This window comes from Halomonas sp. KM072 (assembly GCF_050710315.1).
Classification (GTDB): domain Bacteria; phylum Pseudomonadota; class Gammaproteobacteria; order Pseudomonadales; family Halomonadaceae; genus Vreelandella; species Vreelandella hamiltonii.
Genome location: NZ_CP136132.1, coordinates 895,245 through 917,763, shown reverse-complemented (window position 1 = coordinate 917,763; position 22,519 = coordinate 895,245). Strand labels below are relative to the sequence as shown.

The following is a 22,519-nucleotide window of genomic DNA, read 5'->3' as shown; positions in this document are numbered from 1 at the left end:
TCGCCAGGTACCAGTGCGGGCCCAATCGCTACGTTGGATATCGGCCCGCCCAAACGGGCACTCCCTGCTGGACAAGCAAGCGCGTGGTTTCAAATAGCGGCAGCCCCACGACGGCAGAGTGACTGCCCTGAATTTCTTCGACGAACACCGAAGCAAGCCCTTGTATGGCATAGCCACCGGCTTTGTCCACAGGCTCACCAGTCTGCCAGTAGCAGGCGATTTCCTCGCGGCTCAATGAGCGCATGGTGACATGAGTCGTGACACAACATGAGAGTATACCCAGCGGCCCACTCACTGCCACCGCGGTCAGTACTTGATGCGTGCCCCCCGAGAGCCGTTTCAACATCTCGGCGGCATGTTGCTGGTCTCGGGGCTTGCCAAGAATATCCCCCGCCACCACGACTGCCGTATCCGACCCGAGCACCGGCAAGTGCGTTCGGGCCATGGCCGCGCTGGCCTTGGCGATGGCCAGTCGCTCCACATACGCCAAGGCCGACTCATCGGCCAGCGGCGTTTCATCGATATCGCTGGGCAGCACGCTGACAGGCACGCCAATCGACGCCAGCAGCGCCTTGCGACGCGGCGACGCAGACGCCAGGCAGAGCACCGGCGGGGAGGATGCGCCGGAAATCACTTCGCTCATGTTCCACTGCTCATCATGCGCCGCTCCAGAGCCACCAGCATGGTGGCCAGCCAAGGCCACAACAGCGCACTCATCAGCGAGGGAATCAAGAAAGAGAGGTGGATCGAAAACTCGCCGGTCAAGGTACGCAACCACTGCTCGACCAGCTGCACCAGCCCCAGCAGCACCAGCACCAGCACGGCCTGCTGCACCAGCGAGTAAGCGCGAAAACGTGGATAGACCATGGCAGCCAGAAACGCCAACAGCGACAAGATGAGCGCGTGTTGGCCCAGCGCGGTCCCTTCGATCAGGTCTAGCAGCAGGCCCACCACGAAGCCGTGAAAGACCCCGACTCGGTCCGGTGAGCGCATGCTCCAGTAGATGAGCATGAGGCCCACCCATTCGGGGCGAAACACCTGCCAGCCATCCGCCACCGGCATGACCTGCAAGCACAGCGCCAGCAGCAGGCTCAGCCAAACGGCGAACAGCGGCACAACGGGAGCCCTAGCCATCAAGGCGCCTCCTGTGAATGAGACTCAGCCAGACGCTGAGCGGCATGCACGGCCTGAGCCGAGATATCCATGGACTCGTCCCAGTCAGACGCGTCGAACTCTTCGCGGGGTGGTGGAAAGAGCATCAGGAAATGCCGTGAGCGTTGCAGCTGGGCGGCTGGCTCGGCCATGACACGTGCAAACGGTTGGCCGGGGTCATGGTACACCTCGGTGACACGGGCCACGGGATACCCAGGAGGAAAGCGACCCGCCAACCCGGAGGTGGTCAACAAGTCTCCTTCGCGAATGTCGGCAGTATCCGGTACGTGCAACACGCTGACGCTGCCATAACGGCCGGTGCCCTGCACGATGAAACGCAGGCCGTTTCGATTGACCTGAACCGGCAAGGCATGACTTGCATCCACCAGCAGCAGCACGCGGCTGGAGTAGGCAGACACAGCGGTCACCTGACCGACCAACCCAGACGCATCGATCACTGGCTGTCCGACATAGGCGCCGTTACGATGCCCTCGGTCGACGACCATTTGATGGGTAAAGGGGTCGTTGTCCAGCGACAGCAATTCAGCCGTGATGTAGGGAATCTCACGACGCTCGCCCGCCTTGAGCAGCGTGCGCAGCTCGGCGTTTTCGGCGGTCAGGTTGGCGAGCCGCTGCCCACGATGGGACAGCGTCAGTATCTGCTCACGCAGGCGGCGATTCTCATCCACCAGCGCTTGCTGGTCAGAGAGCGCCAGCGCCCCCCAGTTCAAGACGTCGCTGGGCACGCTCACCACCCACTGAATAGGGGCAACGACCATGGTCATCTGGGCGCGAATATCTTCCATGCGCGTGAAACGCTGGTCGACAAACATCAGCACGCTTGCCGCCAGCACACAGAAGAAAAGCCGGTAACCGGGTAACGGTCCGTGTGAAAACAGCGGTTTAATAGGCAATCCCCCGCGTCAAACCGCTGCGATCAATCGCTCGACAGTAACTCAAAGGTATGCTGGTCAATCATCTCCAGCGCCTTGCCACCGCCACGCGCCACGCAGGTCAGCGGATCTTCGGCCACGATGACCGGCAGGCCCGTCTCTTCGGCGATCAGCTTGTCGAGGTCACGCAGCAGCGCGCCACCGCCGGTCAGCACCAGGCCGCGTTCGGCGATGTCCGAGGCAAGCTCGGGGGGCGACTGTTCCAGCGCGCTCTTGACGGCAGATACGATAGAACCCAGCGTTTCCTGGAGCGCCTCGAGAATCTCGTGGGAGTTGAGCGTGAAGCTGCGCGGGATGCCCTCCGCCAGGTTACGGCCGCGCACGTCGATCTCGCGCAGCTCGCCACCCGGGTAGGCACACCCGATCTCTTCCTTGATGCGCTCGGCCGTGGCTTCGCCGATCAGGCTACCGTAATGGCGGCGCACGTACGCGGTGATCGCCTCGTCAAAACGGTCACCGCCTACGCGGATCGATTCGGAATAGACCACCCCGTTGAGCGAGATGATGGCGATCTCGGTGGTACCGCCACCAATGTCCACCACCATCGACCCCTGCGCTTCTTCTACCGGCAAGCCTGCGCCGATGGCCGCAGCCATGGGCTCTTCGATCAGGAAGACTTCGCGGGCACCCGCCCCTTCGGCGGACTCGCGGATGGCACGGCGCTCTACCTGAGTCGACATGCAGGGCACGCAGACCAGGACACGCGGGCTGGGCGTCAGAAACGTGCTCTGATGCACCTTGCGAATGAAGTGCTGGAGCATCTGCTCGGTAACGGTAAAGTCGGCAATGACGCCGTCCTTCATGGGTCGAATGGCCGTGATATTGCCAGGCGTGCGACCGAGCATACGCTTCGCGTCGGCGCCGACCGAAGCCACGCTGCGCATGCTACCGGATTGGCGGATGGCGACTACGGACGGTTCATCGAGCACGATGCCACGACCGCGTACATAAATCAGTGTGTTGGCCGTACCCAAGTCGATCGACAGATCGCTGGAAAACAGCCCCCTCAAACGTTTGAACATGGATGTTGTTACCTAGTGCAGACCGGGAACCCTGTGCGGATGCAAACGGTATCACCGCAACCCCTTGGCAGCAAGCACGAGTCGTGCCCAATAGTGCCCGAGGGGGGCAATATGTGGTACCTTTTGCGGCTATTTTCCACGTCTGCTCCACAAGACGAATTTAAGATGACCGTATGTATACCGCTCAAAGCGGAATATGTTCCATCACGTTTGCGAGGAAACCTCGATCATGGCGCTTGAAGAATCTCATGTGCGCCGGGCCGCACATCTGGCCCGACTCGCCGTCAGCGATGACCAAGCCAGTGGCTTTGTCGACGATCTCAGCCGCATTCTGGACATGGTCGACCAGCTCCAGAGCGTGGATACCGAAGGCGTGGCGCCACTGGCCCACCCGCTGGATGCCACGCAGCGCCTGCGCGCCGACGAAGTCACCGAAACCAATCAGCGCGACGCTTTCCAGCGCTGTGCTCCGGCAGTGGAAAACGGCCTGTATCTGGTGCCTCGCGTGGTTGAATAACCGCCGCACCCCGCTCGTTTCTGCTTATTTCATTCGCCCCCGAACGGAGCTTCCGGGTCATGCACGATAAAACCGTAACGCAGCTCGCCGCCGCCCTGGACAGCGGTGAACTCTCCAGCCGAGAGCTGACCTCCCACTTTCTGCAGCGCATCGAAAAAGCCGATGGCAAGCTCAACAGCTTCATCACGGTGACCGCCGAGCAGGCGCTGAACCAGGCCGAAGCCGCCGACCAGGCACGCGCGGCAGGCAAGGCGAGCAAGCTGGCTGGTATCCCCTTGGCGCTGAAAGACATTTTCTGCACCCAGGGCGTCAAGACCACCTGCGGCTCCAAAATGCTCGATAATTTCATCGCGCCTTACGATGCCACCGTGGTGGAAAAGCTGGCGGCCGCTGGCACCATCAGTCTCGGCAAGACCAATATGGACGAGTTCGCCATGGGCTCGTCCAACGAAAACAGCCACTATGGCGCGGTCAAGAACCCCTGGGACCTGACGGCAGTCCCCGGCGGCAGCTCCGGCGGTAGCGCGGCGGCGGTAGCGGCAGGGCTAGTACCTGCGGCCATGGGCACCGACACCGGCGGCTCCATTCGTCAGCCGGCCGCGTTCTGCGGCATCACCGGATTGAAGCCCACCTATGGGCGCGTCTCCCGTTACGGCATGATTGCCTACGCCTCCAGCCTCGACCAGGCAGGCCCGATGGCACGCACGGCTGAAGATTGTGCCCTGCTGCTCAACGTGATTGCCGGGCACGACCTGCGCGACTCCACCAGCGTCGCCCGTGGCGTACCTGACTACACCGAAACCCTCAACGCGCCGCTGTCAGGCCTGAAAATCGGCCTGCCCAAGGAGTATTTTGGCGACGGCCTCGACCCGGAAGTCGAGCAAGCCGTGCGTGATGCCGTCAAGGTTTACGAGTCGCTGGGCGCCACGGTGCGGCAGGTCAGCCTGCCGCACACGCACTACGCCATCCCGGCCTACTACGTGATTGCCCCCGCTGAAGCTTCCTCCAACCTGTCGCGCTTCGACGGCGTGCGCTTCGGTCACCGCTGCAAGGCGCCTGCCGACCTGATTGACCTTTACACCCGCTCGCGGGCCGAAGGGTTTGGTGAAGAGGTCAAGCGGCGTATCCTGATTGGCACCCACACCCTGTCGGAAGGCTTCTTCGACGCTTATTACACCAAGGCCCAGAAGGTGCGTCGCCTGATTCGTCAGGACTTCCTCGACGCCTTCGAAGATGTCGATGTACTGATGGGCCCCGCATCGCCCACGCCCGCCTTCGACCTGGGCGCGAAGAAAGACCCGGTGTCGATGTACCTGCAGGATATCTACACCATTGCCGTGAACCTGGCGGGCATTCCCGGCATCAGCGTTCCGGCCGGATTTGCGGGCGGCCGCCCGGTGGGCCTGCAAATTCTCGGCACGCACTTTGCCGAAGCGCAGCTGCTCAACGTCGCTCACCAGTTCCAGCAAGCCACCGACTGGCATCTCAAACTGCCTGCCTTTGCCGAGGAGAACGCCTGATGCAATGGGAAACCGTGATTGGGCTCGAGGTCCACGTTCAGCTCGCAACGCGTTCCAAGATATTTTCCGGCGCCTCGACGGCGTTTGGCGCCGAGCCGAACACCCAGGCCTGCGCCGTTGATCTGGGCCTACCTGGCGTGCTGCCCGTCTTGAACGAACAGGCGGTCGCCATGGCCGTTCAGTTCGGCCTGGCCGTCCACGCCGAGATCCCGGAAGTATCGGTCTTCGACCGCAAGAACTACTTCTACCCCGACTTGCCCAAGGGCTACCAGACCAGCCAGATGTATCACCCCATCGTGGGCGCTGGCGAGGTGGAAATCACCCTAGACGACGACACCACCAAGCGCATCCGCATCCACCATGCTCACCTGGAAGAAGATGCAGGCAAGTCGCTGCATGAAGACTTCCACGGCATGACCGGCATCGACCTGAACCGCGCAGGCACCCCGCTGCTGGAGATCGTCTCCGAACCGGACATGCGCAACGCCAAGGAAGCAGCGGCCTATCTGAAGGCCATCCACTCCATCGTGACCTACCTGGGCATTTCCGACGGCAACATGGCCGAAGGCTCGATGCGCTGTGATGTCAACGTCTCGGTGCGCCCCAAAGGCCAGGAAGCGTTCGGCACGCGCGCAGAAATCAAGAACGTCAACTCGTTCCGCTTCGTGGAGCGCGCCATCGCCTTCGAAGTCGAGCGTCAGATCGAGCTGATCGAAGATGGCGGCAGCGTGGTGCAGGAAACCCGCCTGTACGACCCTGAGCGCGATGAGACCCGCAGCATGCGCACCAAGGAAGAAGCCAACGATTACCGCTACTTCCCCTGCCCCGACCTGCTGCCCGTGGTCCTCGATGAAGCGTACCTGGAGCATCTGCGCAGCCAGTTGCCGGAACTGCCAGCCGACAAGCGCGCTCGTTTCCAGGACGCGCTGGGGCTATCGGCTTACGATGCCAGCGTACTCTCGGCCAGCCGCGAAATGGCGGAGTTCTTCGAGGAAGTCCACCGAGTGTGCGGCGATGCCAAACAGGCGGCCAACTGGGTTCAGGGCGAGCTGTCCGGTGCATTGAACCGGGAAAACCTGAGCATTCAGAACAGCCCCGTCTCGGCCCAGCAGCTGGGCGAAGTGGTACGCCGCGTGCTCGATGGCACCATCAACGGCAAGGCCGCCAAGCAGGTCTTCCAGGCGCTGTGGAATGGCCAGGGGGAGAGCGCCGATGCCATCATCGATGCCAAAGGGCTGAAGCAGGTGACCGATACTGGCGCCATCGAAGGCATGATCGATCAGGTCATCGCCGAGAGCCCGGCCCAGGTCGCTCAGTACCGCGATTCGGAGCCCGAGAAGCGCGGCAAGATGATCGGCTACTTCGTGGGCCAGGTCATGAAGGCCTCTCGCGGCACCGCCAACCCCCAGCAGGTGAACGACCTGCTCAAGACCAAGCTGGACGCTTTGCTGTAACGCGCCCCCAGTGCCAGTGCATCACCATGAGCGGCTGCTTCGGCAGCCGCTTTGCGTGGTGGGGGACTCGCTCAGCTATTTTCAACAGCTACTCTCTACAGCTACTCTTTACAGCTACTTTCTACAGCTACTTTCTACAACTAGCCTCTACAACCAGCCGCTACAGCTGGCTGGGCTGGGTGAAGCGCTGCAGCTGAGCGCACCCTGCTGCCCAGACGTCGGCCTCCAGCTCGGCAATGGCCGCCGTGGGGAAACCCAGCCCTTGGCTCGGCGAGCCTTCGATCAACAACCCTGCCAACTCGCCCACCAGCGGCATATGGCTGACCAGCATGATGGGCCCTTGGGGCTGTTGTGCCATCAGCCACTCGGCCACGTCGCTGGCGGAATCGTCTGGCGTGATGAACGGCAAGGTATTCAAGGGAATGCCCAAGGCATCACGGATATGCTCAGCGGTTTGCTGCGCACGCACATACGGGCTGGCATACAGCACGGGGGTGGCAAGCTCTCCTTCACTGACCCGCGCGGCCAGCCAGCGCGCCATGGCGCCCGCCTCCTGTTCGCCGCGGCGAGTCAGCGCACGCACCGGGTCTGGAAAGCCGGGAGCGGCTTCACCATGCCGCATGATCAGCAGTGGGCTCGCGCCGCCATGGCGCAGCGCCTGATTTCCCTGGTCACTCATGAACATCTCCTTTGCTGACCGCCACTCGAGGGGGCGATGTCTGTTCCCGATGCGCCTGCTGTACGGCCTCACGGGGCAGAATGAATTCGACGTCGCTGCTTTGCTCACCCAGCATCAGCGTGCGCGCCATTTCCTGGGCGGGCACGCCATCGAACAGCACCCGCTTCAGCCCTTCCGCCAGCGGCATGTAAACGCCCAACTCCTCAGCCTTGGCGCACACCAGCTTGACGGTATTGACCCCTTCCGCGACCTGCCCCAACGCTTCTACCGCAGCCTCCAGGTCACGCCCCTCGCCCAGCGCATACCCCACCCGATAGTTACGCGACAGATTCGAGGAGCAGGTCACGATCAAGTCACCTACTCCCGCCAACCCCAGAAACGTCATCGGATTGGCCCCCTGGGCCACGGCAAACCGGCTCATCTCCGCCAGTGCACGGGTCATCAGCATGCTGCGGGTGTTTTCACCCATGCCCAGTGCCGCTGCCATGCCTGCGGCGATGGCATAGATATTCTTGAGTGCCCCGCCCAGTTCGACGCCGTGCCGGTCATTACTGGCGTAAACGCGGAAATAGCGACACCCCAGCACCTGCTGCACCCGGGTACGCGTCAGGGCATCGGCGCTGGCAATCACGGTCGCGGTCAGCTGTTTATCGGCAATCTCGGAGGCCAGGTTCGGGCCCGCGATCACGCCAATATGGCTAAAGCCGGTCTCCTGCTCCAGCACCTGGCTCATCAGCAGAAAACTCTCCTGCTCGATCCCCTTGGTGGTGCTGACGAGAATCTGCTGGGCGGTCAGCCACGGCTTGGCCGCCTGCACCACGCTGCGAAACGCCTTGGAGGGAATGGCGATCAGCACCAGCTCCGCCCCGACCAGGACGGCTTCCAGGTCAGTGGACGCCTCGACGGCAGGGTTGATCGGATAATCGGGCAGGTAGCGGCCATTACGGTGCTCCTGATTGATCTGCGCCACCAGCGCTTCGTCACGCATCCACTGGCGCACCTGGGCACCGTTGTCTGCCGCAATGCTGGCCAAGGCGGTACCAAAACTCCCCCCGCCCAGCACGGCGACCTTAATCTGTTGCTCATCCGCCATGATGACATCCTGATCGTTTAGCATTCATAGTGATCACCTACTTTATCACCAACGGCCGCCTTCGCCGTTCAAAACAGGCCGAAAAACAAACGGCCCGCCTGGCAGGCCAGGCGGGCCGCATCCCTCAACGAATGGACATCACGCGGTCAGCACGCTGTTCAGCCGCTTCACGTAAGCCGCCGGGTCGTCCAGGTGGCCACCTTCGGCAATGATCGCCTGATCGAGCAGAATATGCGCCAGCTGGGCAAACAGCTCGCCTTCGCTGCCTTCGAGCCTCGCCACCAGCGCATGATCGGGGTTGAGCTCGAGAATGGGCTTCACTTCGGGCAGTTTCTGCCCCGCGGCCTCCATGATGCGTCGCATCTGATAGCCCATCTCATGCTCCGGCAGCACCACACAGGCAGGCGAGTCGGTCAGGCGGTGAGTGACCTTCACCGACTGCACGTGCTCGCCCAGCGCTTCCTGAACGCGCTTGACCAACGCCTCTTTTGCCTTGGCGGTCTCTTCTTGAGCCTGCTTTTCGGCTTCGTCTTCGACATCGCCCAGGTCCAGCTCGCCTTTGGCCACGTCGGCGAAAGACTTGCCATCGAACTCGGTCAGGTGGCTCATCAGCCACTCATCGATACGATCGGAGAGTAGCAGCACCTCGATACCTTTCTTGCGGAAGATCTCCAGGTGAGGGCTGTTCTTCGCGGCATTGAAGCTGTCGGCCACCACGTAGTAGATCTTCTTCTGACCTTCCTTCATGCGCTCGACGTATTCGGCCAGAGAATGCTCCTGGGTGGACGTGTCGGTATGCGTGGAAGCAAAGCGCAGCAGACCGGCGATTTTCTCGCGGTTGGCGAAGTCTTCACCCGGCCCTTCTTTCAGCACGCTGCCAAAGGTGTTCCAGAACGTCTGGTACTGTTCGCTATCCTTGGAAAGCTTCTTGAGCATGTCCAGGGCACGCTTGGTCAAGGCGCCCTTGATCTTGTCGACCTTGGGGTCCTGCTGCAGCAGCTCACGAGAGACGTTCAGCGACAAATCGCGGGTGTCCAGCACGCCCTTGATGAAACGCAGGTAGAGCGGCAGGAACTGTTCGGCGTCATCCATGATGAATACCCGCTGAACGTACAGCTTGACGCCTCGGGAACCGTCACGGTCGAACATGTCGAACGGTGCACGGCCCGGCACGTAGAGCAGGCTGGTGTACTCCAGCTTGCCCTCGACCTTGTTGTGACTCCAGGTCAGCGGGTCGCTGAAGTCATGTGCCACGTGCTTGTAGAACGCCTTGTATTCGTCGTCCGACACATCGCTCTTGGGACGTGCCCACAGCGCCGTGGCTTCGTTGACGGTTTCCCAGGTGGTGACTTCACTGCCTTCGATCTCGTTGCCCTCGTCGTCACGGGCGGTCTCGACCTTGGGCATGCGCACCGGCACTTCGATGTGATCGGAGTACTTGCGCACCAGGCTTTGCAGGCGGTAGTCGTCGGCAAACTCCTTGGCATCTTCTTTCAGGTGCAGAGTGATCTCGGTGCCGTGCACCTCGCGCTCGATATCGGCCACGGTGAACTCACCTTCGCCCCGCGAGCGCCACTCGACGCCTTCCGACGCGGCGGTGCCCGCCTTGCGAGTGCGCACGGCGACTTCGTCTGCCACAATGAAGCCAGAATAGAAACCGACACCGAACTGACCGATCAGCTTGGCATCCTTCTGCTGTTCACCGGAAAGCTGCTTGAGAAACTCGGCGGTGCCTGAACGGGCGATGGTCCCCAGGTTGGCGATGACATCTTCGCGATTCATGCCGATACCGTTGTCACGCAAGGTAATGGTGTTGGCATCACGGTCGTGCTCGATTTCGATGCGCAGCTCGCTGTCACCTTCGTACAGGGCGTCGTTGTCCAGGGCTGCATAGCGCAGCTTGTCGCAGGCATCCGCTGCGTTGGAAATCAGCTCACGCAGGAATATCTCCCGGTTGGAGTACAGGGAGTGGATCATCAGGTTCAGAAGCTGCTTGACTTCGGTTTGAAAGCCAAGGGTTTCTTCGTGGTTCGCCGTGGTCATGCGCTTAGCCCTCATCTATTTCGTGTGGCGTGTCGCCTCTGCCAGCCAAGCAGAGGCGTCAAACAGGATGAAGGCAATATGGGGATAAGTGATGGGATTTCAAGCGCTAGCCAACCAGCCGCGCCGATCAGGCAGCCGTCGACGCTGCTTCGTTCTCGGCCTTCCAGGCGCGATATTCGGCCAGGTGGCGATCCACACGGTTCAACAGCCAACCGACGATCAGCACATCGTCGACCAGGCCAATGATGACCAGGAAATCAGGGATGAGATCAAAGGGCATGACCAGATAGGCCAGTGCCAGAGCCATGGTACCGAAGGCGGCCCAAGGCACCGGCCTGAAGCTGCCACGCAGTACGTCGCGGGTCATGGGCAGGAAAAGCGTGAGCGCACGGGCTACTCGTTTGATGGCCCAGGCCCGACCTTTCAAGCGACGAAACAACCACCAGCTAGATAATCGTGCCATCGTCAGGGAATCCTCTCAGGGTACAATGGTCAGAACGTCATTTGGCCAAATAGTTCATGATCGCGACGGCCACGCGACGGTGGCCATCACCTACTCGACCGTCATATCAGCCAGTTCCAGTTAAAGAGGGAGTGCCATGCAGGCAACGCCATTTCGTTCTACCCTTCGCACGCTGTGTGCCGCGGCACTGATCGGCCTGCCATCTGCGTCCTGGGCCGCCTCGGACGAGGCCATGCGCGATGCATTGAACGCCGCCCGCCAGCAGCAGTGGCAACAAATCGACCAGAGCGCCATCGACGGGCATATCCTCAGCGGCTATGTGGAGTATCACCGGCTACGCCAGCAGTTGCCCAACGTCTCTGTCAGCCAGGTACTGCAGTTCATCGAGCAGCACGGTGACTCCCCCCTGGGTGAGTGGCTGCGCGGCCAGGCCATTGCCAACTACGGCTATGCGGGCCGTTTCAGCGACCTGCTGGCCGTCGCCGATGGCGAACCCGCCGGTACGGCACGGCAGTGCTACTACTACACGGCACTCCTCGACCGCGCCCCCGAACAGGCACGCACGGCGGGCCTGGCGCTGTGGCGCGTGGGCAGCTCACAGCCGGACGCCTGCAACGCCCTGTTCAGCCGCCTGCGCGCGGATGGCACCATCGATGCCACCGCCATCTGGGAGCGCAAGATGCTGGCCTGGCAAGCAGGCGAGCAGCGCTTGAGCACTTACCTGGGAGGATTGCTCAGCGGCCAGTGGCAAACGGCCATCGATACGGCGGAGCGGGCCAACACAAGCCTCAACAGCCTGACCACGGCCCCCACTTGCCTGGGGCCTGAATGCGCCGCCACGGCAGCGTTCTATCAGGCGGCCATGCAGCGCTATACCCGCGAAGACACGCCCCGTGCCTTTGCCGCCTGGCAACAGATCGCCCCGCGCCTGACGCTGGCGCCCAGCGACCAGCAGGTCATCGAGGAGGAGCTGGCCTTCTACGCCCTGGTGCGCGACGTGCCCGGCACGCTGAGCTGGGTAGACAGCGTGCTGCCTTCCTTGCAGAGCGAACGGGTGCTGGAGCTTCGGGTGCGCCGCGCCCTGGCGGAGCGCCAATGGACCGACGTCATTCACTGGATTGCAGAGATGCCCGCCAGCCAGCAGGAGAGCAGCCGCTGGCAGTACTGGCTGGGACGCGCCAACGAACAGCTGGGTAATCAGGAAGCTGCTCAGGCGCGCTACCAGCAGGCCGCTCTGGACCGTAGCTTCTATGGCTTTGCCGCCGCTGAAAAAATCGGCCAGCCGTACCGACTCAACCACGAGCGCCACCACTTCGACGAAGCCACCCGCGAGGATATCGCGCGACTGCCCGCCGTACAGCGCACGCAAGCGCTGTTGCGCATTGGTGAAGAGGGCCTGGCCAACAGCGAGTGGCTGCATGCCGTTCGCGAAGCGTCGCCTTACCAGGCTCGCGCCCTCGCCGACTACGCTGCCCAGCAGCAGTGGCATGCCCGGCTGGTACAAACCACGATTGCCGGTGAGATGTGGGATGCCCTGGAGTGGCGCTTCCCACCCGCCTACCGGGACAGTTTTCTGCATTGGGGCCGCATGACCGGGGTAGACCCCTTCCTGCTGATGGCGATCACCCGTCGGGAGAGCGCCTACAACCCCGTGGCGCTGTCACCGGCTGGCGCACGCGGCCTGATGCAGCTGATGCCCGGCACCGCCACGCAGGTCAGTCGCCAACTGGGACTCAGCGACCCCGGGCCTTACGGCGTACTCGACCCCGAACTGAACATTCGCCTGGGCAGTACCTATCTGCGTGACAAGCTCGACCGTTACCGTGGCAACCGCCTCGCCGCGACGGCAGCTTACAATGCCGGCCCTGGTCGCGTAGACCAGTGGCTAAGCAGTAACAGCATGGAGTCGTTCGACCTGTTCGTGGAGAGCATCCCCTTCCGCGAAACCCGCGATTACGTGCAGGCCGTGCTGAGCTATCGAGTCATCTTCGAGAGCCTGGCCAACGGCGGTAGCAGCGAAGGCGTCTCGCTATTGAACGACAGCGAGCAGAGCGTTCGCTACGACCGCGCGCTGGTTCAACGCTAAGCCTGTCTCCGCTTCCCTCCCGCGCCCGGTCACACCGGGCGCTGCTCCAGCGCCAGCCGCAGCCCGAACATGACCAACACCGCCCCCGTGGCCGCATTCAGGGTTTGTGCAAAGCGCGCGCTGGCCAGCCATTTGCTGGCGCCCCCGACCATCAATACCACGCTGATCTGCCACACATTGGCAATCACGAAGTGAATGCTTGCCAGCCACAGCGACTTCAGCAGGGCGGGGTCGGTGGGCGCGATGAACTGCGGCAGGAAGGCCATGTAAAACACCACGGTCTTGGGGTTCAGCACGTTCGACAGCAACCCTTCCTTGATGGGCTGCCAGAGCGGGACAGGCGCAGCGTTCTGCATGACGCCTTTGACGGGCAGCGGCGTTCCTCTACGGGCGGCCATCAAACTGGAAACCCCCAGCCAGATCAGATAGGCCGCCCCGGCCAACTTGAGCGCATTGAATGCCCAAGCCGATTGCAGAAGAATCAGCGAAATGCCCAGCGCCGACACCGTTGCGTGCACGAAGAGGCCGCAGCAGATGGCCACGCTGGTGGCAATACCGTCGCGCAGGCCACCGCGTGCCGTATTGCGGATCACCAGCAGGGTATCCACCCCGGGGCTGACAGAGAGCAGCGTGATAGCCACCAGAAACGGGATGAACTGCGCGTCGATCAAGGTAAAAGGCATGCGTATCAGGCTCGCAAAAGACGTTGACGGGAAGGTTTTCGGGGCCACTGGACGACCCGGCTATTTGCTTCTAAAGTGAATTTCGCGGGCAAACACCGTGAATGCCCGTCTAATCATCAAGCACGTTAAGGACATGAATGATGGCAACTGGTACTGTCAAGTGGTTCAACGATACGAAAGGTTACGGCTTCATCTCTCCCGATGACGGCGGTGACGATCTCTTTGCCCACTTCTCCGAAATTCAGGCGGAAGGCTTCAAGACCCTGCAGGATGGTCAAAAAGTCAGCTTCGAAGTGACTCAGGGTAAAAAAGGCCTTCAGGCATCCAACATTCGCCCGGTATGACCCAGGCCAATGTAGAAGGCCCGCTCTGGCGGGCCTTCTTTTTTTCGCTCTCGCATGACTCTAGCGTTTCAAGAGGTCATGCGATCAGGGGGACGTCGTCCCGTTGCGCGCCCCTGAGTTTTCCAGCCGTTCCCGCTCCAGCTCTTCGAACTGCTCTTCCAGGCGTCGCTGGGCTTCCTCGAAACGGCGCTCGGTGTCCTCGATCAGGGCGTCCACGTCAGTGGCTTCCAGGCCATCGTCCAGACGGGCACCATTCGTGATGGCGCTATCCGTTTCCCAGTCGCCCGACAAGCGATCGCTCTCCATGGGTTCCAGCTCAGGGCGCTGCTGCTCCACTTCCTGAAACTGCTCTTCGAGCTGGCGCTGGGCCTCTTCGAAGCGGCGCTCGGTTTCGGCGATCATGTCGTCTACGTCAGAACGCGTGGTTTCCCCCGGCATGGCACTGGCCTCGTCCAGAGCGTCGTCGGGGTCGGCCCCCAGCGTCTCTTCACCGGCCTGCAGCTCGCTGGCTTCCGGCACGCCGGGTTCTTGCTCATCGCCCTCGCGCATCGCTTCGGCGGCTTCCAACTGCTCCGCGGCCTGACGCGCTTCAATATCGTCCTCGACCTCCTGCGGGTCCGGCACCTCGTCCTCCCCGTCGTCCTGCGCCGCCTCCGTGGTGGCAGCCCCCTCCTCCTCAGTCAGCGTGGCAGGGGTCTCTTCCGGGGAAACGTTGGCTTCTTCCTGGCTGTCGCCACAGGCACTGAGTAACAGCGCCATGCTGGCCAAAACAGGCATCCAGAGTCGATTCACCATTGCGTATAGCTCCTTAAAACATCGTATTCAATGACTCAATTATGACAGTCTAGTGGCGTTCATTGGCCGACAACAGCGCACACCCTTCGGGTAGCAGCACCTTGAGCGCCAACGGCACTACCTCTGCCGTAAAGCGCTCGTAGCGCTTCGCTTCGCCATCCAGGGTCAGCGGCCAGGGGTCATCCTCCGGTCTGGTAGTCACGGTCAATTGGCTGGCCGTGAAGTAGCGCACGTAGCGGCCGTCCGGCGGAAAATGCTGCAGCTCGCCTAACAAGGCAGGCAGTTCCAGCACCGAACGGAAATCCTTGACCAGCAGGACATCCAGACGCCCATCATCCAATCGGGCCCTGGGTGCCAATACCTGACCGCCCCCCGATTGACGCCCATTGCCCAGCGCCAGCAGCAGCAGCGAAGCGGCCTGCTCGCTGTCGGCCCAATGCAGCGTACCGCGATAACTGCGGTGCCGCCACGCCTTGAGCGCGCCCATCAGCGAGTAGGCCCCGCCGCCCAACATGCGCTTGAGGGTCTTGGGGGTCGAAGAGGTGATTTCGGCCCCAAAGCCACCGGTGGTCATGTTGACGTAGTAGCTGACCGACTGCTCACCGTTGGCTTCCGCCGTCATGCGAATCACGTCGATGGGCGCCGCGGCGAGCGAGATAGCCGCTTGCAGCGCAGGCCCAGGCTCCAGGGGCAGCCCTACCGACGTGGCGAAATCATTGGCACTGCCCAGAGGAACGATACCCAGTGGGGGGCGGTGGTCATGGGATAGGCGCATCAATCCATTGACCACCTCGTTGACCGTGCCATCGCCGCCACAGGCTACCACGTGGGTCGCCCCCAGCGCCTCTGCGTCGGCCGCAAAGTCGGCGGCATCGCCCCCTTCCCAGGTGGCGCGCACCGTGATGGTCACCCCTGCCTTGCGCTGAGCAGCCACTGCTTCACGCAGTTCAGGGTTGCCCGCCGATTTTCCGTTGATAATGAGTAAAAAGTGCTTGTTCGGATCTGTCACTGGCGCGCTTCCTTTCCCTGGTTAAACCGCAAGAACGATCTTAAGCCAATGCTTTTTCGACCACCTCGTAGACGTTCGCCGAAAGCGGCTCCTGGCGAATGCGCATCAGCTCCTGGCGCATCAACTGCTGGCGAGCCTCGTCAAAGCGCTGCCAGCGGGTCAATGGCGTGACCAGCCGTGCAGCAATTTCCGGGTTGAGTCGATTCAACTCGATCACCACATCGGCCAGCAATGCGTAGCCTTGCCCGTCCAGGCGATGGAAGTTCACCCGGTTCTGCGCAAATGCCCCCACCAGCGCACGCACCTTGTTGGGGTTCTTGATCGAGAAGGCCGGGTGCTGCATCAAGTAGCGTACCCGCTCCAGCACATCCGCTTGGGGCCGGGTGACCTGAATGGTAAACCACTGGTCCATGACCAGCGGGTCGTGGGCCCACTTTTCACCAAACGTTTTCAGCGCAGGCGCCGCCAGCTCGTCACGGTCGCTGTGCGCCAGCAGCGTCAGGGCGTGCCGCACATCAGTCATGTTGTGTCCCGCGGAAAACTGCGCCTCACACAGCGCCACGGCCTCGTCATCCTCGATCGACATCAGATAGGAGAGCGCCACGTTTTTGAGGCTGCGCTGGGCAATTTGTTCAGCCGAAGGTGCATAGGCCGCGTCACTGAGATTATCCTGATAGACCCCCAGGAACTCCTCACGAAGGGCCAGTGCCAACGACTGGCGAACGAATTCTCGCGCCGCATGGATGGCATCCACATCGACGATCGGCTGCAGCTCGGCAATGTAGGCCTCGGAGGGCAGCGTGAGCATCTCGGCCAGCACGGCCTTGTCCTGCATGGGGCCAGTCAACAGGGTTTTAAAAGCCTCCACCACGCGGCCGTCCATGACCTTTTCGACCCCGTTGCGATGAGCGGCGATCAGATCGTCCAGCGCCAGCATGGCCAGCCGCTGACCGGCATCCCAACGATTGAAGCCATCGCTGTCGTGGGTCAGCAAGAACGCCAGCTCTTCCCGTGAATAGGGGAAGTGCAGCTTCACCGGGGCCGAGAAATCGCGCAGCAGCGAGGGTACTGGCGCTTCAGGAACGTCGGTGAACACAAACGTCTGCTCATCGTCGGTCAAGTGCACCACGGCATCCTTGCCCAGCGACTCGCCGTTCAGCGTCAGGGTCAGGTCATGGCCCGACTTGGTGCCGACCAATCCCATACGCACGGGGATGTGCAGCGGCTGCTTCACCGGCTGGCCGGGAGTCGCCGGGGTACGCTGGCGCAGCGTCAGGCGGTACACGGCATTGGCATAGTCGTATTCGCCGTTGGCGTCTATCTCGGGGGTGCCTGCCTGGGCGTACCAGCGCATGAACTGCTCCAGATCCAGCCCCGAGACCTCGGCCATGCAGCCGACGAAGTCTTCGATGGTCACCGCCTGACCGTCGAAGCGCTCGAAGTACAGGTCGGCACCGCGACGGAACGCCTCCCAGCCCAGCAGGTTGCGCAGCATCCGTACGATTTCAGCACCCTTTTCGTAAATGGTCAGGGTGTAGAAATTGGTGATTTCGATATAGTGGTCTGGGCGTACGGGATGAGCCGTGGGGCCAGCATCTTCGGCAAACTGCGCCGTGCGGAAAAACGACACGTCCTGAATACGCTTGACCGGCGCCGAGTTGACGTCCGCCGAAAAGCACTGGTCACGGAAGACTGTGAAGCCCTCTTTCAGCGACAGCTGAAACCAGTCCCGACAAGTGACCCGGTTACCCGACCAGTTGTGGAAGTATTCGTGGGCCACGATGCCTTCTACGTTCTGGAAAGCCGCATCGGTGGCGGTATCCGGGTGGGTCAACACGGCTGCCGAATTGAAGATGTTCAGCCCCTTGTTCTCCATGGCCCCCATGTTGAAATCGTTCACCGCTACGATCATGAACAGGTCCAGGTCATACTCACGCCCGTAGGTCTGCTCATCCCAGGCCATGGAGCGCTTCAGCGATGCCATGGCGTGATCGGTCTTGTTCAGGTTTTCCTGCTCTACCCACAGCTGAAGGGTCACGCGACGACCGCTCAGGGTCGTGAAGTGATCCTCGACCTTGTGCAGATTGCCTGCCACCAGGGCAAACAGGTAGCAGGGTTTGGGATGCGGGTCTTCCCAGGTGACGAAGTGACGCCCGCCAGGCAGCTCGCCACGCTCGACGGGATTGCCGTTGGCCAGCAGCACCGGCTCGCTTTCGGCATCGCCCACCACGGTGACTCTGTAAGTGGCCATGACGTCGGGGCGGTCAGGATAAAAGGTGATACGCCGAAACCCCTCGGCCTCGCACTGGGTACAGTACATGCCGTTGGATTGATAGAGTCCTTCCAGAGCGGTGTTGGTGCTGGGTGAAATCTCGACCTCACTCTCCAGCACGAACGCCTCGGGCACCTCACCAATGGTGAGCTGGGTATCGCTCAACTGGTACTCGCTCTCTGCCAGCGGGCGACCGTCGAGCTCGAGCGAGCGCAGGGTCAAATGCTCGCCATTGAGCACTAGCGGCGCCTGCGGCGCGGCCTGGGCATGGCGCTCAATGGTCAAACGTGCCTTGACACGGGTCGCAGTGGGGTCAAGATCAAACGTCAGCTCGGTATGGGTGACCTGATAGTCGGGCGGCTGGTAGTCGCTTAAATAGACCGGCTGCGGATCAGACATGATTCGTGACTCCTGTGGGCAATAAAGTGAACGCGCCGTGGCAGCCTTCGGCTGCACGACGCGGCTATGCGGTTGTGATCAGTCGCGGAAATTATCGAACTGAAGCGGCAGGTCGGGCCCCTCTTCGCCTCGCAGCAGGGCCATCACGCTTTGCAGGTCGTCGCGCTTCTTGCCCGTCACGCGCACCTTTTCGCCCTGTATCTGGGCCTGCACCTTGAGTTTGCTGGCCTTGATACGCTTGACGACGTCCTTGGCTTCGGCCTGGTCGAGCCCCTGCTTGAGCACTACTTCCTGGCGAGCTTTCACTCCGGAAAGCACCGGGTCCTTGATGTCCATGCAGCGCGCATCGATACCCCGTGCGATCAGCCGACTGCGCATCACATCGAGCATCTGTTTGAGCTGGAAGTCGACTTCGGCTTCCAGCTGTACCTTGTCGCCTTCCAGTGCAAAACTGGCATCCACGCCTTTAAAATCAAAGCGCGACTGCACTTCGCGGTTCGCCTGATCCACCGCATTGGCGGCTTCGTGTTGATCGAACTCTGACACAATATCAAAAGATGGCATGACCTGTTTCCTATCGAGACATAGCCTCCTATTCTAGAGCAGCAAGGCACTCAGCGGCCAATTCTGTTACCCGAAGTTTTTACCCAGCGTAAATTCGACAGAGCACGACACCCCATCACGAGGAGATTCGATGAGCGATCGCGAGACGCGTCACAAGGCAGCCATGGAAAAACTCAAGACCCACGTGGACGAGAAAATCGCCAAGGCCACCGAGCAGCGTGGCCTGCTGCTGGTCAATACGGGCAACGGCAAAGGCAAGACCACGGCTGCCTGGGGCACCGTGACCCGGGCGCTGGGCTACGGCTATAAAGTCGGCGTCGTGCAGTTCATCAAGGGGCTATGGGAGTGTGGCGAGCGCAATCGCCTGGAAGAAGACCCGCACTTGAGCGTTGCCATCATGGCCACCGGCTTCACCTGGGATACCCAAAACCGCGAGGCCGACACCGCTGCCTGCCAGGCCGTATGGCAGCAGGCCGAGGCCATGCTGAGCGACCCCGACACCTACCTGGTGGTGCTCGATGAAATCACCTACATGCTCAAGTTCGGCTATCTCGACATCGCCACGGTCAAACAGGCCTTGGCCAATCGACCGAGGGAGCAAACCGTCATCATCACGGGGCGCAACGCCCATCGCGAGCTGGTGGCCATGGCCGACACGGTGACGGAAATGCAGGAGGTGCGTCACGCCTTCAATAACGGACTGCAGGCGCGGCGCGGCATCGACTTTTGAGTCCGCGCCAGGGCTGCAAACAAAACGGGGCGACGTCACCGTCGCCCCGTTTGGCTGGCATCGGCAGGTATTAGCTGTCGAAGGGATTGCGCAGCACGATGGTTTCCACGCGGTCAGGGCCGGTAGAGATGATGTCGATGCTGGTGCCTACCTGCTCTTCCAGGTAGCTGATGTAGGCACGGGCGTTGGCGGGAAGATCTTCGACCTTCTTCGCTCCCAGAGTCGACTCTTTCCAGCCCGGCAGGTCGTGATAGACCGGCTCGACGGCTTCGTAGCCCTCTGAGTCCACCGGATTGTCGAGCACTTCACCGTCCTTGCTGCGATAGCCGACACAGACGCGAATGTTCTCCAGGCCATCGAGCACGTCCAGCTTGGTCAAGCAGATACCCGAGACCGAGTTGATCTGCACGGCGTGGCGCAGGGCCACGGCGTCGAACCAGCCACAGCGACGCGGACGCCCGGTGGTAGCACCGAACTCATGGCCGCGCTCGGCCAGGTGGCGGCCGTGGTCGTCGAACAGCTCGGTGGGGAACGGGCCAGAGCCTACACGCGTGGTGTACGCCTTGGTGATACCCAGCACGTAATCCAGGTACAGCGGACCCACGCCAGAGCCGGTGGCGGTACCACCGGCCGTGGTGTTGGAGCTGGTCACGTAGGGGTAGGTACCGTGGTCGATATCCAGCAGCGAGCCTTGAGCCCCTTCGAACAGAATGTTCTCACCGGCCTTGCGCAGGTCGTGGACCATGCTGACGGTATCGCTGACCATGGGGCGCAGCTCTTCGGCCATCTGCATGGCGCTGTCGAGCACTTCCTGGAAATCCACCGCCGGTTCGCCGTGGTAATTCACCAGTACGAAGTTGTGGTAATCGAGAACTTCACCCAGCTTGGAGGCAAAACGCTCGCGATGCAGCATATCGCCCAGGCGCAGGCCACGACGGGCAACCTTGTCTTCATAAGCCGGGCCGATGCCACGACCGGTAGTGCCGATCTTGGCCACGCCACGGGCCTTTTCTCGCGCCTGATCCAGGCGCACGTGGTACGGCAGGATCAGCGGACAGGCTGGCGACAGGCGCAGACGCTCACGCACCGGTACGCCCTTGGCTTCCAGCTCGCGAATCTCCTTGATCAAGGCTTCCGGAGAGAGCACGACGCCATTGCCGATGACGCAGGTCTTGCCCGGACGCAGCACGCCGGACGGAATCAGGTGAAGAACGGTTTTCTCACCATCGATGACCAGCGTGTGGCCAGCATTGTGGCCACCTTGAAAGCGAACCACGGCAGAAGCGGATTCGGTCAACAGATCGACGATCTTGCCTTTGCCTTCATCGCCCCACTGAGTCCCCAGGACTACGACATTCTTACCCATTATGCACTCGTCTCTTGTGTCAGGGCCGCTGTCTGCCAACGGCCGTCGATAAACTCAAGACGGCGGTCACAGTTGTGCTCCGCCGGCCCAGTACGCTGCCCAGGCAGCGCTTGAATAACGCGTTCACCCTGCTCGCGCAGTGCCACGATGGCAGCATTGAGCGACTCATCCTCCTGGGCTGGCGCCCACACCGCTTTGCGGTCAGGAGATGCTGGCGCCAGGGAGGCCAGCTGTTTCAGATCCATCGAGAAGCCCGTCGCCGGGCGGGCACGCCCAAAGGCACGCCCAGTATCATCATAGCGCCCCCCTTTGGCCAATGCGTAGCCATAACCGGGAACGTAAGCCGCAAACATCATGCCGGTGTGGTACTGATAGCCACGCAGCTCGGCCAGGTCGAAGTACAAGGCCACGTCGAAACGCGCCAACACCCCTTTGTACAACGCTTCCAGCTGATCCAGCGCGGCATTGACCGGCGCCGGTGCGCCCGCAAACCGCTCACGCGCTTCGCTCAGCACCTCGGCGTTGCCGTGCAGTTCGCCAAGCGCCATCAGCATCTCCGCCAATACCGGGTCCTTGACGCTGGCCGCCACTTGCTCGGCCAACTGCCCAGGCGATTTGAGCGCCAGCGCCTCGAACAGCGCACGCTCCTGCTCTTCGCTGAGCGCAGCGGCTTCGACCAGGCTGCGATAAATGCCGATATGCCCCAGCGCCAGGTGGATCTCACTGGCACCAGCGGCATGCAGGCTGGCAAGCGCCAGGTGAATGATTTCGCTGTCGGCTTCGAGCCCCGCATGACCAAACAACTCGACACCCACCTGAACGGGGCTGCGTCCCCCCTGATGCTGGTCGGCCTTGGCACGCAGCACGTTGGTGCAGTAGCACAGGCGTACCGGCCCTTGACGTTTCAGCGAGTGCGCATCCATTCGCGCCACCTGGGGCGTGACGTCTGCCGAGGCGCCCATCATGCGCCCCGTCAACTGGTCGGTCAGCTTGAAGGTTTGGAGGTCGAGGTCGGTGCCGGTACCCGTCAGCAGCGAGTCGAGAAACTCTACCGGTGGCGGCATTACCTGGTCATAGCCCCAGGCGTGATAAAGATCGAGTAGCGCACGGCGCAGCTCTTCCATGCGGCTTGCCTGAGGCGGCAGCACCTCATCCATGCCGTCAGGCAGTAGCCAGCGGTCAGCGATGGTCATGTGAACAATCCTGCGAGACGATGAAGGCCCGGCCGACGACACCAGGAGGGCACCTTGACCTGCCCGGCCTGATAACGCACGTGAAATGGGGCCACAAAAAAACCGGGCGACGCCCGGTTGATAAAGTCTACCACGTTTGGAGCCCAGTTGAACCCCGCCGGGCGTATCGCCCAGCGGGAAAC

Annotated in this window: 21 protein-coding genes; 6 read left to right on the top strand and 15 right to left on the bottom strand. The window is 61.8% G+C overall.

The genetic code is table 11. From position 1 onward, the window contains the following. Window positions 1–28: 28 nt before the first annotated feature. From RVM26_RS04130 to RVM26_RS04115, 4 genes are read right to left on the bottom strand one after another with little or no spacing between them, the layout of a single operon-like run. Window positions 29–643, bottom strand: coding sequence for a Maf family protein (locus tag RVM26_RS04130; protein WP_287805365.1), 615 nt, complete (start codon window positions 641–643; stop codon window positions 29–31). Beyond that, window positions 640–1,134: a rod shape-determining protein MreD gene (gene mreD, locus RVM26_RS04125; protein WP_144983537.1), complete on the bottom strand. Its 495-nt coding sequence runs from the start codon at window positions 1,132–1,134 to the stop codon at window positions 640–642. The genes RVM26_RS04130 and mreD overlap by 4 nt, the downstream gene beginning before the upstream one ends. Beyond that, the gene (gene mreC, locus RVM26_RS04120) at window positions 1,134–2,066 is read right to left on the bottom strand and encodes a rod shape-determining protein MreC (RefSeq protein WP_287805360.1); all 933 of its coding nucleotides are present in this window, start codon (window positions 2,064–2,066) and stop codon (window positions 1,134–1,136) included. Before mreC ends, mreD begins: the two co-directional genes overlap by 1 nt. Window positions 2,067–2,089: 23 nt before the next feature. Continuing rightward, window positions 2,090–3,127, bottom strand: a complete 1,038-nt coding sequence (locus RVM26_RS04115; RefSeq protein WP_039177500.1) for a rod shape-determining protein — start codon at window positions 3,125–3,127, stop codon at window positions 2,090–2,092. 229 nt (window positions 3,128–3,356) lie between these two features. On the opposite strand from RVM26_RS04115, the gene gatC reads away from it, so the two are divergent. The 3 genes from gatC to gatB are packed head-to-tail and all read left to right on the top strand — an operon-like array spanning window position 3,357 to window position 6,618. Continuing rightward, window positions 3,357–3,644 carry an Asp-tRNA(Asn)/Glu-tRNA(Gln) amidotransferase subunit GatC gene (gene gatC, locus RVM26_RS04110; protein ID WP_016913466.1) on the top strand — a complete coding sequence of 96 codons (288 nt, stop codon included), beginning with the start codon at window positions 3,357–3,359 and terminating at the stop codon, window positions 3,642–3,644. Window positions 3,645–3,703: 59 nt separating this feature from the next. Next, window positions 3,704–5,164 carry an amidase gene (gatA, locus tag RVM26_RS04105; protein ID WP_498940979.1) on the top strand — a complete coding sequence of 487 codons (1,461 nt, stop codon included), beginning with the start codon at window positions 3,704–3,706 and terminating at the stop codon, window positions 5,162–5,164. Next, entirely contained in the window at window positions 5,164–6,618 is a 1,455-nt protein-coding gene (gene gatB, locus RVM26_RS04100) for an Asp-tRNA(Asn)/Glu-tRNA(Gln) amidotransferase subunit GatB (RefSeq protein WP_016913464.1), read from the top strand. Before gatA ends, gatB begins: the two co-directional genes overlap by 1 nt. Window positions 6,619–6,778: 160 nt before the next feature. On the opposite strand, the gene sixA is transcribed toward gatB, so the two are convergent. From sixA to RVM26_RS04080, 4 genes are all read right to left on the bottom strand, one after another. Then, window positions 6,779–7,297, bottom strand: coding sequence for a SixA phosphatase family protein (gene sixA, locus RVM26_RS04095; RefSeq protein ID WP_498940977.1), 519 nt, complete (start codon window positions 7,295–7,297; stop codon window positions 6,779–6,781). After that, window positions 7,290–8,414: an NAD(P)H-dependent glycerol-3-phosphate dehydrogenase gene (locus RVM26_RS04090; protein ID WP_422822513.1), complete on the bottom strand. Its 1,125-nt coding sequence runs from the start codon at window positions 8,412–8,414 to the stop codon at window positions 7,290–7,292. The genes sixA and RVM26_RS04090 overlap by 8 nt, the downstream gene beginning before the upstream one ends. A 114-nt stretch (window positions 8,415–8,528) precedes the next feature. Beyond that, window positions 8,529–10,433 carry an Hsp90 family chaperone protein gene (gene htpG, locus RVM26_RS04085; protein WP_498940975.1) on the bottom strand — a complete coding sequence of 635 codons (1,905 nt, stop codon included), beginning with the start codon at window positions 10,431–10,433 and terminating at the stop codon, window positions 8,529–8,531. 127 nt (window positions 10,434–10,560) lie between these two features. Next, on the bottom strand, window positions 10,561–10,896 hold the full coding sequence (locus RVM26_RS04080; RefSeq protein WP_016913460.1) for a YkvA family protein: 336 nt from the start codon (window positions 10,894–10,896) through the stop codon (window positions 10,561–10,563). A 136-nt stretch (window positions 10,897–11,032) separates the two neighbouring features. Between RVM26_RS04080 and RVM26_RS04075 the strand changes: the two genes are divergently transcribed. Next, complete coding sequence (locus RVM26_RS04075; protein WP_498940973.1) at window positions 11,033–12,982, top strand: lytic transglycosylase domain-containing protein; 1,950 nt, start codon at window positions 11,033–11,035, stop codon at window positions 12,980–12,982. 29 nt (window positions 12,983–13,011) lie between these two features. Here the strand turns inward: RVM26_RS04075 and RVM26_RS04070 are convergent, their stop codons facing one another. Continuing rightward, window positions 13,012–13,665 (bottom strand): LysE family translocator, encoded by a 654-nt coding sequence (locus RVM26_RS04070; RefSeq protein ID WP_016913458.1) that lies wholly within the window; start codon window positions 13,663–13,665, stop codon window positions 13,012–13,014. 140 nt (window positions 13,666–13,805) lie between these two features. On the opposite strand from RVM26_RS04070, the gene RVM26_RS04065 reads away from it, so the two are divergent. Further along, the gene (locus tag RVM26_RS04065) at window positions 13,806–14,009 is read left to right on the top strand and encodes a cold-shock protein (RefSeq protein WP_016913457.1); all 204 of its coding nucleotides are present in this window, start codon (window positions 13,806–13,808) and stop codon (window positions 14,007–14,009) included. Window positions 14,010–14,093: 84 nt separating this feature from the next. On the opposite strand, the gene RVM26_RS04060 is transcribed toward RVM26_RS04065, so the two are convergent. From RVM26_RS04060 to RVM26_RS04045, 4 genes are all read right to left on the bottom strand, one after another. Beyond that, window positions 14,094–14,804, bottom strand: coding sequence for a hypothetical protein (locus RVM26_RS04060; protein ID WP_498940970.1), 711 nt, complete (start codon window positions 14,802–14,804; stop codon window positions 14,094–14,096). Window positions 14,805–14,853: 49 nt separating this feature from the next. Continuing rightward, window positions 14,854–15,813 carry a lipid kinase YegS gene (yegS, locus tag RVM26_RS04055; RefSeq protein ID WP_498940968.1) on the bottom strand — a complete coding sequence of 320 codons (960 nt, stop codon included), beginning with the start codon at window positions 15,811–15,813 and terminating at the stop codon, window positions 14,854–14,856. A 40-nt stretch (window positions 15,814–15,853) separates the two neighbouring features. Then, window positions 15,854–18,484 carry a M1 family metallopeptidase gene (gene pepN / locus RVM26_RS04050; protein WP_498940966.1) on the bottom strand — a complete coding sequence of 877 codons (2,631 nt, stop codon included), beginning with the start codon at window positions 18,482–18,484 and terminating at the stop codon, window positions 15,854–15,856. 78 nt (window positions 18,485–18,562) lie between these two features. Beyond that, the gene (locus RVM26_RS04045; protein WP_287807330.1) at window positions 18,563–19,048 is read right to left on the bottom strand and encodes a YajQ family cyclic di-GMP-binding protein; all 486 of its coding nucleotides are present in this window, start codon (window positions 19,046–19,048) and stop codon (window positions 18,563–18,565) included. Between the two features lie 130 nt (window positions 19,049–19,178). Here RVM26_RS04045 and cobO point away from each other — a divergent pair, with 130 nt between their 5' ends. Next, a complete protein-coding gene (gene cobO / locus RVM26_RS04040; protein ID WP_287807332.1) occupies window positions 19,179–19,778 on the top strand; it encodes a cob(I)yrinic acid a,c-diamide adenosyltransferase in 600 nt (199 codons plus the stop codon). 70 nt (window positions 19,779–19,848) lie between these two features. On the opposite strand, the gene RVM26_RS04035 is transcribed toward cobO, so the two are convergent. Together RVM26_RS04035 and RVM26_RS04030 are read right to left on the bottom strand one after the other, a co-directional pair. Then, window positions 19,849–21,144: an adenylosuccinate synthase gene (locus RVM26_RS04035; protein WP_039177535.1), complete on the bottom strand. Its 1,296-nt coding sequence runs from the start codon at window positions 21,142–21,144 to the stop codon at window positions 19,849–19,851. Next, window positions 21,144–22,337 carry an ATP phosphoribosyltransferase regulatory subunit gene (locus tag RVM26_RS04030; RefSeq protein ID WP_039177538.1) on the bottom strand — a complete coding sequence of 398 codons (1,194 nt, stop codon included), beginning with the start codon at window positions 22,335–22,337 and terminating at the stop codon, window positions 21,144–21,146. Before RVM26_RS04030 ends, RVM26_RS04035 begins: the two co-directional genes overlap by 1 nt. Between the last annotated feature and the right edge of the window lie 182 nt (window positions 22,338–22,519).

Excerpts from the sequence above, each read along its gene's own strand:
- htpG (WP_498940975.1), bottom strand. The coding sequence starts at position 10,433 with ATGACCACGGCGAACCACGAAGAAACCCTTGGCTTTCAAACCGAAGTC.
- RVM26_RS04090 (WP_422822513.1), bottom strand. The coding sequence starts at position 8,414 with ATGCTAAACGATCAGGATGTCATCATGGCGGATGAGCAACAGATTAAG.
- RVM26_RS04045 (WP_287807330.1), bottom strand. The coding sequence starts at position 19,048 with ATGCCATCTTTTGATATTGTGTCAGAGTTCGATCAACACGAAGCCGCC.
- gatA (WP_498940979.1), top strand. The coding sequence starts at position 3,704 with ATGCACGATAAAACCGTAACGCAGCTCGCCGCCGCCCTGGACAGCGGT.
- RVM26_RS04115 (WP_039177500.1), bottom strand. The coding sequence starts at position 3,127 with ATGTTCAAACGTTTGAGGGGGCTGTTTTCCAGCGATCTGTCGATCGAC.
- RVM26_RS04080 (WP_016913460.1), bottom strand. The coding sequence starts at position 10,896 with ATGGCACGATTATCTAGCTGGTGGTTGTTTCGTCGCTTGAAAGGTCGG.
- sixA (WP_498940977.1), bottom strand. The coding sequence starts at position 7,297 with ATGAGTGACCAGGGAAATCAGGCGCTGCGCCATGGCGGCGCGAGCCCA.
- RVM26_RS04060 (WP_498940970.1), bottom strand. The coding sequence starts at position 14,804 with ATGGTGAATCGACTCTGGATGCCTGTTTTGGCCAGCATGGCGCTGTTA.
- cobO (WP_287807332.1), top strand. The coding sequence starts at position 19,179 with ATGAGCGATCGCGAGACGCGTCACAAGGCAGCCATGGAAAAACTCAAG.
- RVM26_RS04030 (WP_039177538.1), bottom strand. The coding sequence starts at position 22,337 with ATGACCATCGCTGACCGCTGGCTACTGCCTGACGGCATGGATGAGGTG.
- RVM26_RS04070 (WP_016913458.1), bottom strand. The coding sequence starts at position 13,665 with ATGCCTTTTACCTTGATCGACGCGCAGTTCATCCCGTTTCTGGTGGCT.
- gatB (WP_016913464.1), top strand. The coding sequence starts at position 5,164 with ATGCAATGGGAAACCGTGATTGGGCTCGAGGTCCACGTTCAGCTCGCA.
- mreD (WP_144983537.1), bottom strand. The coding sequence starts at position 1,134 with ATGGCTAGGGCTCCCGTTGTGCCGCTGTTCGCCGTTTGGCTGAGCCTG.
- pepN (WP_498940966.1), bottom strand. The coding sequence starts at position 18,484 with ATGTCTGATCCGCAGCCGGTCTATTTAAGCGACTACCAGCCGCCCGAC.
- RVM26_RS04130 (WP_287805365.1), bottom strand. The coding sequence starts at position 643 with ATGAGCGAAGTGATTTCCGGCGCATCCTCCCCGCCGGTGCTCTGCCTG.
- RVM26_RS04035 (WP_039177535.1), bottom strand. The coding sequence starts at position 21,144 with ATGGGTAAGAATGTCGTAGTCCTGGGGACTCAGTGGGGCGATGAAGGC.
- gatC (WP_016913466.1), top strand. The coding sequence starts at position 3,357 with ATGGCGCTTGAAGAATCTCATGTGCGCCGGGCCGCACATCTGGCCCGA.
- RVM26_RS04065 (WP_016913457.1), top strand. The coding sequence starts at position 13,806 with ATGGCAACTGGTACTGTCAAGTGGTTCAACGATACGAAAGGTTACGGC.
- RVM26_RS04075 (WP_498940973.1), top strand. The coding sequence starts at position 11,033 with ATGCAGGCAACGCCATTTCGTTCTACCCTTCGCACGCTGTGTGCCGCG.